We start from the raw sequence: 13,611 nt of genomic DNA, 5'->3' as shown, positions 1-13,611 counted from the left end.
GTCAGAGCTCCTTGCGGATGTCGACGAGGCGCAGCATGCCCCAGATCGTCACCAGGACGACGGCGAGCAGGACGATCGCGTTGGCGGCGGCGATCGGGAACTGCAAGAAGTTGATCTGGGTCTGGATGATCTTGCCCACCGACGCGATCTGCTGGCCGCCCATGATGCCGATGGTCAGATAGTCGCCGGTGATGATGGTGACGACGAAGATCGAGCCGATCAGGATACCGGGCTTGGCCAGCGGCACGATGACGTTGGTCAGCGTCTGCCAGCCGCTCGCCCCGGCATCGGTCGCCGCCTCGACCAGCGAGCGGTCGATCCGCATCATCGAGTTGAAGATCGGGACCACCATGAACAGCGTGTAGAGATGGATGAGGGCGAGGGCGACGGCAAAGTCCGAATAGAGCAGCCATTCCAGCGGCTGGTTGATCAGTCCGATGGACTGGAGCGTCTCGTTGACGAGGCCGTTGCGCCCGAGCAGCGGGATCCAGGAGATCGTCCGGATGACGTTCGAGGTCCAGAACGGGATGGTGCAGACCAGGAAGAGCGCGATCTGCATCGGCAGGGTGCGCACGTGGAGGGCGAGGAAATAGGCGATGGTGAAGCCGAGGGTGAGCGTGATCGCCCAGACGATCGCCACGAATTTCAGCGTCGACAGATAGGTCGCGAAGGTGGTGCAGAGGCGCGGCAGGTCGGCAACGCAGCCATAGAAGACGTCGGTGTAATTGGTGAAGACGAAGGCCGGCTCGATGGAATATTCGGTATATTCCCAGAACGAGACGACGAAGGTCGTGACCAGCGGCAGCACGAAGAACACCAGGAAGACCAGCGCAAGCGGCGCGGCCTGGGCGTAGGGCAGCCACCGCGGCGACCAGCTGGTGCGGCCGGCGCGGCGGCGCGCGACCGCGCCGGTGCGGGGCGATGCCCCGGCCTTGGCCGGGGCATCGATGGTCGTGGTGATCGCGTCAGGCGGCAATGAACTCGTTCCACTTGCGGATCATGTAGATGTTCTCGTCCATGACGGCGTTCCAGCAGGCGACCGCGCCCATGCGCTCGTCGTAGGAGCCGCCGTCGCGGGTGGCGCCGGCCTTCTCGAGCAGCTTGCCGTCCGGCGCGAGGATGTCCTGCTCGGCCGCGGCACCCTCGAACCAGTAGGCCCACTCGTAGGGCTCCATGGCTTCCTTGGTCGTCTCCAGCACGGCGGTATAGTAGCCCTGCTTGGCCAGATGCGCGCCGGCCCAGCCGGACAGGAACCAGTTGATGAACTCGTAGGCCGCGTCCTTCTCGCGGTCACCGATCGCCACCGGCAGGCCGAAGCCCGAAGCCCAGGCGCGGTAACCCTCCTTCAGGGGCTGGTACTTGCACTCGATGCCCTGGGTGCGCACGGCGGTGACCGCCGGCGACCACATGGACTGGATGACGACTTCGCCCGAGGCCATCAGGTTCACCGACTCGTTGAAGTCGGTCCAGAAGGCGCGGAACTGGCCGGCGCGCTTGGCCTCGATCAGCGCGGCGATCGTCTGGTCGATCTCCTCGCGGGTCATGTTGCCCTTGTCGCCATAGGTGATGTCGCCGCGCGCCTCGAGCGCCATCGCCGCGTCCATGATGCCGATCGACGGGATGTTGAGCATCGCCGCCTTGCCCTGGAAGGCCGGGTCGAGCAGCGAGGCCCAGCTGTCGATCGGCTTGTCGATCAGGTCCGGCCGGATGCCCAGCGTGTCGGCATTGTAGGTCGTCGGGATGAGGGTGATCCAGCCGGTCTCCTCGGTCGCGAAGGAGGTGGCCTTCTCGTCGGGGAGGTAGAACACTTCGGCCGGCGCGGTGCCGTCGAGGCCGATCGCCTTGCCGGCGACCTTGCCCTCGCGGATGACGCTGGCGATCTTGCCGGCATTAGTGATCTTCGAGGCGTCGAGCCCCATGATGTTGCCCGACGGCATGAGCTTGGGCAGGGCGAAATACTCGGTGTCGACGAGGTCGAACGAGTTCGGCTGGGTGATGACGCGCTTGGCGACGTCGTCGGTCGTCACCGCGATGTATTCGATGTTGATGCCAAGATCCTCGCCGGCCCTGGCGGCGATGCCGGGCGACTGGTTCACCGCGGTCGACAGATAGCGCAGCGTCACCTTCTCCTGCGCAATTGCGGGGAAGCCGGTGACCTTGGTCACCACGCCCGCGCCGAGCAGGGCCGCAGATCCCTGGAGTACCGAGCGCCGATCGAGGCCGCGGCCGAGTGTTTTCTTGATCATCCGATGATCTCCCTGTTGCTAATGCCGTGGTTCATGCTGCGAGTTCATGCCGGTCGGCCGTGTCCCAACCGACAACCACCTCGTCGCCGCGCACGACCGGGGTCCGGTCGAACTCCCGCTCGGGCAGGGTGGCGACGAGTTCGAGCCCGTCCGGGCGGGCGAGCGAGACGTGCACCGTCATGCCCTGGTATTCGACGCCGGTGACCGTCGCCGGCGAGCGCCGGCCGGCGCCGTCCGCCTCGACGCCGCGGTAGAGCCGCAAATGGTCGGCGCGGATCGCATAGGTGCGGCCCTCGTCGGGCACGACGTTGTGGCCCCCCATGAACTGGGCGACGAAGCGGGTGCGCGGGGCATTGAAGATCTCGCGCGGGCTGCCGACTTGCTCGATCCGGCCGTCACTCATCACCACCACCATGTCGGCCAGCGCCATCGCCTCTTCCTGGCTGTGGGTAACGTGGACGAAGGAGATGCCGAACTCGCGCTGGTAGCGCTTCAATTCGGCGCGCATGCGGATGCGCAGGAACGGGTCGAGCGCGGAAAGCGGCTCGTCGAGCAGCAGCACCGAAGGGTTGGTCACCAGAGCCCTGGCCAGCGCCACGCGCTGCTGCTGGCCGCCGGACAGCTGCGTCGGCAGGCGCGCGGCATAGGATCCCATGTCGACGAGGGCGAGGATCTCGTCCGCCTTGCGGTGGCGCTCGTCCTTGCCGACCCCCGCCATCTTCAGCGAGAAGGCAACGTTGTCGCGCACGTCGAGATGCGGAAACAGCGCGTAGTTCTGGAACATCATCGCCGTGCCGCGCTTGGCCGGCGGCAGGTCGTTCACGATGGTGTTGCCGATCATCACGTCGCCGTCGGAGACGAATTCGTGGCCAGCGATCATCCGCAGCGTCGAGGTCTTGCCGCAGCCGGAGGGCCCGAGCAGGCAGCAATAGGTGCTACCTGGAATTTTCAGGGACACCCGGTCCACGGCGATCGTCTCGCCATAGGCCTTCGTGACGGCAGCAAGTTCCAGGTCGGTGGCGTTGGTCGGCAAGGTCGATCATGTCCCGCGCAAGAGGAGATACTCGTGAGCGGTGCAAAATGCGTGCCATCGCACAGGGCCCCGGCCAGACCGGACTTTTCCACGAAGGCATCACAAGGCTGCTGCCGGAGTGCGCATCGTGATGAAAATTCGGGCGATGCGGCCATGCTCGAAGCTTCAAGGAGCCGCGAGCTTCGCCGGGCATGATCGAAAACCCTGCGGGGCAACGGCGCTGTACGGCGAATTCCGACTTCGTGGCAGTCGCGTCAGCTGCGCCGCAGGGTGATCTTCGAGCAAGGCCCGACCATGGCAACGGAGCGGATGGCGTGGCGTCAGTCAGCCACACCGTCTCGCCTTTCGCTGTCCTGATGCTAACGTGACCAGGTCGTTGGTGGGGAGGGTCTCGTGGGTTATTCGACCGTGATCGCGGGAACCAGGTTCCGGTTCGACGATCTGAAGACCTTGCTGGCGAAGGCGACGCCGGAGCGCTCGGGCGATCAGCTCGCGGGCCTTGCGGCGGACAGCGCAGTGGAGCGGCTCGCCGCCCAGATGGCGCTCGCCGACCTCCCCTTGCGGACCTTCCTCGCCGAGGAACTGATCGCGTCGGACGAGGACGAGGTTTCCCGCCTGATCGCCCAGCAGCACGATGAAGCCGCCTTCGCGCCCGTCTCGTCGCTCACCGTCGGGGAATTTCGCGAATGGCTGCTCGCGCCGGAGACCGGGCCGGCCGAACTCGAGGCGGTCACCTTCGGCCTCACGCCCGAAATGGTCGCGGCCGTCTCCAAGATCTGCCGCGTCAAGGATCTCATCGCGATCGCTGCCAGGCGTCAGGTCGTCACGCGCTTTCGTTCGACTATCGGCCTTCCAGGACGGCTTTCGACCCGCAACCAGCCGAACCACCCGACCGACGCGTCCGCAGGCATCGCGCTCTCGGCCATCGACGGGCTGCTGATGGGCTCGGGCGACGCGGTGATCGGGGTTAATCCGGCGACCGACACCGTCGAGGACTACCGGCGGATCGTGTCGCTTCTCGACGATCTGCGCGAGCACCTTGCCATCCCGACCCAGACCTGCTGCCTCGGTCACGTCACCGTCGCGATCCGGGCGATGGAGCGCGGTGCACCGGTCGATCTGGTCTTCCAGTCGATCGCCGGGTCGCAGAAGGCGAACGAGGGGTTCGGCATCGATCTCGCGATGCTTCGCGAAGCCCACGAGGCCGGCCTGGCCCTGAAGCGCGGCACGTTCGGCGAGAACGTCATGTATTTCGAGACAGGACAGGGGTCGGCACTGTCGGCGAACGCCCATCACGGCGTCGACCAGCAGACCATGGAGGCCCGGGCCTATGCCGTTGCGCGCGAATTTCGGCCGCTGCTCGTCAACACGGTCGTCGGCTTCATCGGCCCGGAATATCTCTATGACGGCCGGCAAATCCTGCGGGCCGGGCTCGAGGACCATTTCTGCGGCAAGCTGCTCGGCCTGCCGATGGGGGTCGACGTCTGCTACACCAATCACGCCGACGCCGATCAGAACGACATGGACGTGCTTCTGACGCTGCTGTGCGCGGCGAATGTCAGCTTCGTCATCACCGTCCCCGGTGCCGACGACGTCATGCTGAACTACCAGTCGCTCAGTCACGAGGACGCCGCCTACGCCCGCGAAACCCTCGGGCGAAGGCCCGCGCCCGAATTCGAGGCCTGGCTGCGGCACGTCGGGCTCTTCGACGCAGCCGGGCGGCTGGCGCCACCGCCGCCGAGCCTCGTCGCGGCGATCGAGGGAACGAAGCTTCTGGATCGATCGGCAGCATGAGTGCACGGGACGGCAAGGACGGCGAGATCGCGCGCGGTGGCGCACTTGATCCCGAGCGCTACCGCGACCTGACCGCAGCGCGCATCCGGCTCGGCCGCGGCGGTGCCGTGCAGTCGACGCGGGCCGAGCAGAGCTTTCTTCTCGATCATGCGCGGGCGCGCGACGCGGTGTGGTCGCAGGTCGACTGGCCACGCCTCGAAGCCGGTCTTCACTCGGCGGGCCTCGTCTGCGCACGGGTTGCGAGCGCCGTGCCGGACCGGGCGACTTATATTCGCCGCCCCGATCTCGGCCGGGCGCTCTGCGAGGACGGAGCCGAACGCCTCGCCCGTCTTGCGCAGGACATGGGTTCCCCGCCCGACCTTCTCATCGTCGTCGGCGACGGTCTCTCGGCGACGGCGGTCGATCTCGTTGCCGGGGCACTCGTCATCCGCATCGCCGAGGCCGCCGCGAAGAGGGGTGTCTCGATCGGTCCCGTGATTCTGGCGGAGGGCGCGCGCGTTGCGCTCGGCGATCCGATCGCCGAAGCCTTCGGCGCAAAGGTCGTCGTCATGCTGCTCGGCGAGCGCCCGGGACTTTCGGCGGCGGACAGTCTCGGCGCCTATGTGACCTACGGCGCAAAGACCGGCACGCCGGACTCGCGGCGCAACTGCATCTCCAACATCCGCGAGGGCGGCCTGTCGATCGACGCGGCGACGGGTGCCCTTATGGATCTCGTCGCCAATATGCTGCAGCACCGGATATCCGGCGTGAAACTCGCCGACGCCGCGACTGCGCTCGCGCACCGCGAGGCGTCGCCTGCACGAGATGCAGAGGAGCCGTAGATCGTCTTGGATCGCCGGGCGTCGCAGGGCTGTCCGCGTGTCGTACCGGCTCGCGTTTGAGCTGCCTCTGCTGTGAACTTGCTGCTTCGGGCTACGGCACGGGCAGACACCACTGAGCGTCTGGCGAGCCGTCTGCTGATGATACTGGGGGTATGAAAGAATGGTGCACCCGACAGGACGAAACTGGGCACTGGACCCTGGAGGTCGCGCTGTGACGGCGGCCTCTCGGCAAGACACTGATATTTCTGTCGTTTCTGATGTGGTGATTTCCCGATCTGAAGAAACGACCGACCGTTACGAAAACCGCGTCGCACTGCTTTTGGCGAACTATCAGCTCGAAGCGTCAGGATGCCCTTCGCTCCCGGAGGTCATGCGAGTTCGGCACGTTCTGGAGGCGAAGCTCAGCACGGCGAAGCCTTTCCAGTCGCGTGCCGATACGGAAATGCACCGTATCGCGGCTCCTTAAGAGGAACAAGAAGGTGGAAAAGCGTGCAAGCGGCGCCTGCCCTTGGATGAAACCAACGCATTCTTGTAGCTTCGCGAAGGCCACCAGAAGAAGCAGGGCCTTGAACAAGGAGAGTAGGGCCTGTTCGCCTTTGACATGGCGATCGTGCTGGAAGAGAGATCATTTTGTCGGCGGGCAACGGCCGGCGGACTTGTGATCGAAGCGCAGGATTCCTCGGCAGCAAGGCCAGTCGCGAAAACCATCAACAGCCCATTCCACCGTGGTGCCCGCGGGTCAAATGCTGTCGACCGTGAGGAGATCCATCTTGCGGCGCGGGGAGGTAGGGTCACGCGGCTCAGGTCAGGTGTTTAGCGGGGCGAAGAGATCTTGGAGGGCGGCTTCGTCCAGCACCGTATCCGCAGCTCCGCCCGCGGAGTCGAAAAGCGCATCGGCCAATGCCTGTTTGCGGGCCTGCATGTTGAGGATCTTTTCCTCCACCGTGCCGGCAGCGACAAGCCGGTGCACGAAGACCGGCTTGTCCTGGCCTATCCGGTGGGTGCGGTCCATGGCCTGGCGCTCCACGGCCGGGTTCCACCACGGGTCATACAAGATCACCGTATCGGCCTCAGTCAGGGTCAGGCCAACGCCACCCGCCTTGAGGCTGAGAAGAAAAACCGGGGTATCGCCATTTGCGAAGGCGTTGAGCACTTCGGCGCGGTTCCGTGTCTTGCCGGTGAGCGACAGGCTCCCGATGCCTGCCTTGGCCAAGTCGGCTTCGACCAGGCGCAGCATTTCGACGAATTGCGAAAACACAAGTACACGCCGCCCTTCGGCGACCAGCTCGCTCAGAAGTTCGTGCAGCCGTGCCCGTTTAGCGCTGTCGGTCACGGATCGGGCGGCCTCGGTCTTGACCAGAGTCGGGTCGCAACACACCTGCCGCAGCTTTAAAAGCGCATCCAAGACAGTTATCCGCGCCGCCGCCAACCCGCGAGTGCCAATGGCTTCGCGAACGCGCGCGTCCATTGCGCTGCGGACCGTCTCGTACAGCGCCTGTTGCGGTTTCGGCAGGTCGACGCGTTCGAGGATTTCGGTCCTCGGCGGCAGCTCGGCTGCGACTTCCCTCTTTGTTCGGCGCAAGAGAAAAGGCCGCATCCGACGGTTCAGCCGGGCTTGCGCCGCGGCGTCACCGTGCTTTTCGATGGGGGTGCGGAACAGCGTCTGAAAGTGCTTTCGGTCGCCCAGCAAGCCGGGGTTCACCCAGTCGACCAGCGTCCACAGATCCTGCAGCGAGTTCTCCAGCGGCGTGCCGGTCAGCGCGAGCCGCCCCCGCGCCGGGATCTCTCGCAGGGTTTTCGCCATGCGAGAGGCGGGGTTCTTGAGCGTCTGTGCCTCGTCCAGAATGACCAGCGGCCAGTCCTGCAACGCCAGCCAGTCGTGATCGCGCGCCAGAAGCGGATAGGTGGTCAGCACCAGATCGGCCTGGGGCGTCCGGTCGCGTAAAGCTGCACGGTCGGGGCCATGCAGAATCACGAGGCGCAGATCGGGGGTGAACTGCGTCGCCTGGGCATGCCACCCGTGCAGCAGGCTGGTGGGTAGGATCAGCAGCGCCGGGCCGGGGGCTCCGGCTTCGCGCCGAGCCTGCAGCAGCGCCAGCGTCTGCACCGTCTTGCCCAGCCCCATGTCGTCGGCCAGGATGCCACCGAACCCGGCCTCGAGCAGGCTCCCCATCCAGGCGGTGCCGAAGGCCTGATAGTCGCGGAGCTGCGCCGTGAGCCTGACGGGAGGCTGAAAGCTTTCGGCCTCGGCCAGCGCCTGCAGGCTGCGCGCCAACGGCAGAATCCCGGCCTTGTCAGCAAAGCGAATGGGGCTGCCGGCGAGAGCCTCCTCGGCCAGCCGGGCAACGCGGGCGTCAGTGGGGTGCAGGGCACCCAACTCGGCATGATGGGTCAGGAACAGATGCAGAAGCGGCGCCAGCGGGCTGAGGTCCAGCGCGACGTAGCCCTGCTTCCCACGGTCCAGGTAGACGGGCCGGTCAGCAAGATGCTGCGCCAGGGTCTCGACATCCGGCACGTCGTCCCAATCCTCGCGAATCTGTTCGAGGAAGGCCGCGACGATTGGCGCCACGTCCACCGCCCCGCCGCCGATCTCGGCCTGAAACCCCAGCGAGAACCAGTCATTGCCCTCAAATGCCTGCCCCGCCTCGGTTTGCGTCGCGACTGTCAGCGACGCCGCCTCTTCGATCAGGCGATAGGGCCATTTCGGAGTCTCGAGGACTTCCCATCCGTCGCGGCGCAACTGCGGCACCACCCGAAAGGCGAAATCCAGCGTTTCCCGTTTGTCCGAGATCTCCAGCGTGTGCAGATTCATCTCGCCGTCGGCAAAGACGAAATCACACTCCATCATGCGCTCGTCCGGCCAGAGGCTCTCCAGTTCTTCCACCGGCAGTGCGCCCGCCTCCATCAGCCGTATGGCGCAGGCCGCCTCCCAGCCGTGGTCGCGGGTGAGCGTTACGATCTCGCCTTCCTCGACTAGGCGAGGGTCGGCGTCTCCCTCCCGGACCTCCTGCCCGTCATAGACGAAGCGCAGGGTCAGGGTGGGCAGTTGCACGGCTGTGCCCCAATAGCGCGGTCCGTCGCGAGCGGTCTCGCGACCGAGGGTCAGTCGGGCAAACCGCTTCTTTGCTGCGCGCCGGGTCTGGCAGATCATGCGCGGGCGCGGCAGGTCCAGCCCGGAAAGCATGTCGGGGAGCGCCACACCAAGCGCATCGACCTCATGCGGAGCAACCTCGGGGCCAGCCTTGACGAGCTGAAGCACGTCGTCTCCCAGCGCACCCTCCAGCGCACCGATCTGCCCCGTCTGCTTGTCGAGCCAGAGTGATGCGCCATCGAGGCCGCGAAGTTCGAGGGGCTGGCCGGAGGCATCCGCGAAGCCCAGCCGCTGGTTGCCGTCCGCCGCCATGCGCCACGTTAGACGAGGCGTCGGCCGCGCATCGGACCAGCTCAGATGCGCATCGGGCGTGTTGTCATGCAGGAACCGACCCGTCTGACAGAGCCGGCGTATCAGCGCAAGCGCCTCCTCGCCCTTGGGGCGCAGCAGATCAGGCAGACCGTAGCTGTAGCTCGCATCCCAGAGGCGGGCCTGGGCCAATCCCGACAGCAGTTCCATATCCACCGGGCGGATGAACCTGGCCGGGGCGGCGCTGCGCAGGGCGTGGAGCGCATCGTAGCGCCTGATGGATTTGTTGAGCGCAGTGCCTGACGCATTGACCTGGCCCTTGTAGATGTCGATTTTCACCTGCGTGCCATGCGACTCCAGCACGTAAAGCAGACGATCCTTCGCCTTGTCAGGGTAATCTTCCGGCCGCTGCTCGGGCGTGTACGCAGAAAGGGATGCTTTCCTAACGCGACCGAGCCAGCTCTGTACTGGTGCTGCAAGGCCTGGATGCCGCTGCTCATGGTCACCCCAAAACAATAACACCGCGGCGACATGCTTGCAGTTGTAGCCAACGGGACATGAGCAAAATCCCTCGACCAGACTGAGGCCCGTGGTAATCTGCTGCTGATAACTCTTCCCGTTCCCATTCGAGACGGTCCCCGTCAGCGCGCCATCCGCGGACGGCTCGACCGAGACAACAAGACCGCGACGCTCATAGTCTCGCCCTCGCTGCAGCGTCGTCGCGTCGAAATGATCGCTCAGTCGAATATCCATCGGCGTTTGTTACAGACCTTTGCGATGCCTGGAAACGACCCGGTAGAACTCTGGCCGGAATTGGGTGACGCGGCTTGTCAGGCGGCGTGCTGATCGGGCGTCGCGGTGATCGCGACGCCGTCGGTGAATTTGACGCCGGCGATCACCATCGGCAAGCGATTTTCTCCCTTCGACTTGCGCCAGGTCTTCGACGCGATGATGAGCTTGGGCCGTGTCCCGATTGATGGTGAACAAAACAGCGCGCGGAGCCGTCGGGGTAGAGCAGCGCGCGGCCGACTGTAGCGCTGACGGTCATCGCCGATCTTCGAGAAGGTTTGGGTTGCACACCTGGAACCTGAAACGGAGACGACGATGACCACCGAGAGAATGGCTCTCATCGAGCTGATTGAGAAGCAGGCTGACAGCGAATTCGTGCGCGACATGCTGGCTTTTGCAGCCGATCGCATCATGGATATGGAGGTGGAGGCGCGCAGGCGCGGCGAAGGGCGCGACTTCCTGATGCCGAGGCACAGTGCCGAACCATGAACGGCGACCGTCGGACGCGATGGTGTCGTGAGTTCGCGGCCATTGAGACCATTCTCAAACGGACTCTGAGCGACAGGCTCCCGATACATGCCTTGGCCAAGTCGGCTTCGATCCGGCGCAGCATTTCGACGAATTGCGAAAACCGTACACGCCGCCCTTCGGCGACCAGCTCCAGCGTCCGGTGGCCGTTGTTTCAGGCGAAGATCGGTCGCCGTCGCCTTAATAATTTTCGACGATGTAGAAGGCCACAAGGCCGCAGGCGAACACAATGACGGGCAGCGTCATTGATAAAAGTGTGGTCATCATTCTGCACGCTCCTGGTGGCGGCTACCTGGCGAGAGCGATGAAGGTACCCCTTCTGAAGCACTCGCAGCCGGTGTCGCGCCTAGCCGGCGGGAGAATGATAGGCATCGGTAGTTGCGCGAGGCTGGTGGCGCGGGAAGCGGAAGGACGAGGCTCTGACATAGAGCTAGCGATCCGCTTATCGGGTGGGTCCTGTCAGGCTGGTGCGTAGCAGCGATCCTCACCGTCGGATACTCCGACAGTGAGCCGTGCCTCCCCATATCGCCACCATGCCAGAGCCGCCGCCCACTGGAACCCTTGCGAAAATACCCGCTCCAGCATTCGGCTAGAGCGGGCCTTGTTGGCTACAAGGTGGATTTACTGAGCGGTGATAACCGTCATCACCAAATCGCCATCGACGCGAATAGGACCGTCTTCCGTGGCGCCGAGGGTGTATTCGAACACGCCCGTTTGTGTGCCCCCATCTTCAGCATGAACCATCAACATCAGCATGTCGCCGGACGCAACGTCCTCCTGCAGGATCGCGGCGACGTCATTGGTCGTTCCCTGACGGATCGGCGCGTAACCGACAACAGGCCCCGGGGCCATTTCCTGATCGGTACGGTGAACGACAAGCCATCCGTTCTGCGCGGCCGTGACGGCTTCAGCGCTGACGATGCCGCCAGAGACATCTTGATCGGACCCGGTGACACTTTGCGTCATCTCGCTTTGGGCATGTGCGGCGCCGGCAAGACTGAGGAACATTGAGGCTGCGAGGATCGTGGTCTTCATAACTCAATTTCCTTCCGTGTGTTTCGTACACGGAAGAGACGAACGGGAGAGGGTAATAGTTTTTTAGCTCACGGGTACGTGAAGCTCCTTGCCGCCGTCGGACTAGCTGGACGGCCCGGGCAACGGCGGGCATCCCGCCTGTTCGCGGACGGTCATTGCCTCGGCAAGGTGACTAGAAAGCTGCGCCATCCTCGTCTCGTTGGCGGGATGCGTCGACAGGATCTCGGGCAAGCCTTGGCTCAGTTCCGCCATGCGCTGCCAGACTTGTGGAGCTGCACGGGGATCGTAGCAGGCCTGTGCCATCAGGATCATCCCGATCCGGTCGGCCTCGTTCTCGTGCGTCCGCGAGAACGGCCTGAGAATCCCGTATTCCGTCCCGAGGCCGAGTGCGCCGGAGATGACAGCCTGCGTTGCAGGATCGCCATCTGAGAAGAATAGGGAGGCAGCGAACTGTCCAAGCCTGGCGAACTCCTGCTGGGTCAGGCGCTCCTCCGGATGGCGGGCAATCACGTGCGCCAGTTCGTGGCCGATGACTGCCGCGAGTCCGTCTTCCATCCCGGTGATCGGCAGCAGCCCGGTCTGGATCGCCAGATTGCCGTTCGGTAGCGCAAAGGCGTTCGGCGACGGGTCGTCCAGTACCGCGAAGTCCCAGTCGTATTCGTGGTCTGCGAGTGCGTTCGCATGCGGGGCAAGGCGCGCCACAATGCTCCCGACCGCATCGACGGCTGGGCCTTGGTCGATCACTGTTTCCTGGACCAGGACCTCATCGAAAGCCCGCTCGCCTAGGGACGCAGAGGTTTCGGCGTCAACTCCGATCACGTGCCATCGGTCCGTGTGAGGGACCGTCTCCCAGCCGAATACTAGCGTCCAGGCTGCACTGAGGACGGCAAAAGCGAACGTGAAAATGTACACGGCAGATCCATCCCGAAACGAGCGCGCAAGGGCGCAAACTCGCTGTCATATAGGAGGTATCCACGAGAGGCGCACGCTCTCGGCCAGGCGGCCGTTCTGCTCTTGGTCAGCGGTCGAGGTACCGCGTGGCCGTGTCCGGTTGGTGCCGATACCCGGTCTGGCGCTCGATCTCCCGCATCACCGCATTCCAGTGTCGCGTCTCGCGGCGGCGGGCTTCACCATCCTGCTGGTCACCTGTGGTAGATGCGCGACGGCGGTCGCGCGCCTCCAGCCAGGCGGTCTGGGCCCCATGCATCGTCACCAGCACGCTTGCATCACGTCGCACCGGCTCGGGAGCACGAAAAAGGCGTCGAAGCCACCACCGTATCATGGTGCGATCCCTCGTGACGAGAACGTTGTCAGGTCCGGCCGCCGCCTTTACGCGGATGCATCATAGCATTATTGGCGGCTAGTAACTCCTCTGCCGCAGCGTTAATGTGTAAAGCGCCGTGTACGTCTGTGAGGCGCGCGGCGAGGAGGGGCTAGTTTCCCATCCGGTGGTGCGGGCGCTCCCAACGCCCGCACCACACTTTATGTCGTTGCGCCGATCCCGACTAAGCCAGGCAGCGGATTGTCCGCGCCACGTCCATCGGATGTTTTGCGGCTTTCCGCGACATCCGGATGAAAATAGTCCGACCGGCGCCCACGGCTACTCGCCACAAGTTGGAGCGATATCCCTCGTTCGAAATGTTCGCCTGCTCGCCCGGAGCGAACCTCTTTCACCGCCCCGGCACCTTCGCCTGCACACGCATGCGGATGTCTCGGCAGCCGCATGCGACGCATTTCAGCGGGGGCGCCCACTGTACGAACACCTGGTTCCGACCCCACCGGTGAATGGCCTCGTTGAGGGACAAGCCGAGCGTGCGGTGGCAGCTATTGCAGGCCCATGCGAGCCCCATCTCGGATAGTGTCCCACCATGTGGTGTAGCTGACGGCGATGGCCGAGCGGTTCCGGCCAAGCCGGATTGATCAGCGTGCCACGGCTGGCAGGCTAACGAACGGATCATCGCTCAA

At 64.7% G+C, this 13,611-nt stretch carries 10 protein-coding genes and 1 pseudogene; 3 read left to right on the top strand and 8 right to left on the bottom strand.

Annotation, left to right across the window (positions count from 1 at the left end; genetic code table 11):
• Position 1 precedes the first annotated feature (1 nt).
• The 3 genes from VQ042_RS19470 to VQ042_RS19460 are packed head-to-tail and all read right to left on the bottom strand — an operon-like array spanning position 2 to position 3,279.
• A complete protein-coding gene (locus VQ042_RS19470; RefSeq protein ID WP_442880138.1) occupies positions 2 to 976 on the bottom strand; it encodes an ABC transporter permease in 975 nt (324 codons plus the stop codon).
• The gene (locus tag VQ042_RS19465; protein ID WP_331821971.1) at positions 966 to 2,246 is read right to left on the bottom strand and encodes an ABC transporter substrate-binding protein; all 1,281 of its coding nucleotides are present in this window, start codon (positions 2,244 to 2,246) and stop codon (positions 966 to 968) included. Before VQ042_RS19465 ends, VQ042_RS19470 begins: the two co-directional genes overlap by 11 nt.
• Before the next feature lie 31 nt (positions 2,247 to 2,277).
• Positions 2,278 to 3,279 carry an ABC transporter ATP-binding protein gene (locus VQ042_RS19460; protein WP_331821970.1) on the bottom strand — a complete coding sequence of 334 codons (1,002 nt, stop codon included), beginning with the start codon at positions 3,277 to 3,279 and terminating at the stop codon, positions 2,278 to 2,280.
• Between the two features lie 393 nt (positions 3,280 to 3,672).
• Between VQ042_RS19460 and VQ042_RS19455 the strand changes: the two genes are divergently transcribed.
• Together VQ042_RS19455 and eutC are read left to right on the top strand one after the other, a co-directional pair.
• A complete protein-coding gene (locus tag VQ042_RS19455; RefSeq protein WP_331821969.1) occupies positions 3,673 to 5,073 on the top strand; it encodes an ethanolamine ammonia-lyase subunit EutB in 1,401 nt (466 codons plus the stop codon).
• Positions 5,070 to 5,894 carry an ethanolamine ammonia-lyase subunit EutC gene (eutC, locus tag VQ042_RS19450; RefSeq protein WP_331821968.1) on the top strand — a complete coding sequence of 275 codons (825 nt, stop codon included), beginning with the start codon at positions 5,070 to 5,072 and terminating at the stop codon, positions 5,892 to 5,894. Before VQ042_RS19455 ends, eutC begins: the two co-directional genes overlap by 4 nt.
• An 805-nt stretch (positions 5,895 to 6,699) precedes the next feature.
• On the opposite strand, the gene VQ042_RS19445 is transcribed toward eutC, so the two are convergent.
• Both VQ042_RS19445 and VQ042_RS19440 read right to left on the bottom strand, forming a co-directional pair.
• Positions 6,700 to 10,047 carry a DEAD/DEAH box helicase gene (locus VQ042_RS19445; RefSeq protein WP_331821967.1) on the bottom strand — a complete coding sequence of 1,116 codons (3,348 nt, stop codon included), beginning with the start codon at positions 10,045 to 10,047 and terminating at the stop codon, positions 6,700 to 6,702.
• A 77-nt stretch (positions 10,048 to 10,124) separates the two neighbouring features.
• Positions 10,125 to 10,406 (bottom strand): hypothetical protein, encoded by a 282-nt coding sequence (locus tag VQ042_RS19440; protein WP_331821988.1) that lies wholly within the window; start codon positions 10,404 to 10,406, stop codon positions 10,125 to 10,127.
• On the opposite strand from VQ042_RS19440, the pseudogene VQ042_RS19435 reads away from it, so the two are divergent.
• A pseudogene (locus VQ042_RS19435) lies at positions 10,399 to 10,537 on the top strand (IS256 family transposase); the annotation flags it as partial. The gene VQ042_RS19440 and the pseudogene VQ042_RS19435 sit on opposite strands and share 8 nt — an antisense overlap.
• A gap of 695 nt (positions 10,538 to 11,232) precedes the next feature.
• Here VQ042_RS19435 and VQ042_RS19430 read toward each other — a convergent pair.
• The 3 genes from VQ042_RS19430 to VQ042_RS19420 form a co-directional block, all read right to left on the bottom strand.
• Entirely contained in the window at positions 11,233 to 11,646 is a 414-nt protein-coding gene (locus tag VQ042_RS19430; RefSeq protein ID WP_331821966.1) for a DUF7282 domain-containing protein, read from the bottom strand.
• Between the two features lie 102 nt (positions 11,647 to 11,748).
• A complete protein-coding gene (locus VQ042_RS19425) occupies positions 11,749 to 12,390 on the bottom strand; it encodes a M48 family metallopeptidase (RefSeq protein ID WP_331821965.1) in 642 nt (213 codons plus the stop codon).
• Positions 12,391 to 12,664: 274 nt separating this feature from the next.
• Positions 12,665 to 12,865 (bottom strand): hypothetical protein, encoded by a 201-nt coding sequence (locus VQ042_RS19420; RefSeq protein ID WP_331821964.1) that lies wholly within the window; start codon positions 12,863 to 12,865, stop codon positions 12,665 to 12,667.
• Positions 12,866 to 13,611: the final 746 nt, after the last annotated feature.

Origin of the sequence: Aurantimonas sp. A2-1-M11, assembly GCF_036549475.1 — a bacterium.
In the GTDB taxonomy this organism is placed as follows: Bacteria; Pseudomonadota; Alphaproteobacteria; order Rhizobiales; family Rhizobiaceae; genus Aurantimonas.
The sequence above is the reverse complement of the archived record's forward strand: the minus strand, read 5'-3'. Positions and strand labels throughout refer to the sequence as shown.

Bases quoted from the DNA above. Each gene is read 5' to 3' on its own strand.
- VQ042_RS19465 (WP_331821971.1), bottom strand. From the start codon at position 2,246: ATGATCAAGAAAACACTCGGCCGCGGCCTCGATCGGCGCTCGGTACTC.
- eutC (WP_331821968.1), top strand. From the start codon at position 5,070: ATGAGTGCACGGGACGGCAAGGACGGCGAGATCGCGCGCGGTGGCGCA.
- VQ042_RS19445 (WP_331821967.1), bottom strand. From the start codon at position 10,047: ATGGATATTCGACTGAGCGATCATTTCGACGCGACGACGCTGCAGCGA.
- VQ042_RS19430 (WP_331821966.1), bottom strand. From the start codon at position 11,646: ATGAAGACCACGATCCTCGCAGCCTCAATGTTCCTCAGTCTTGCCGGC.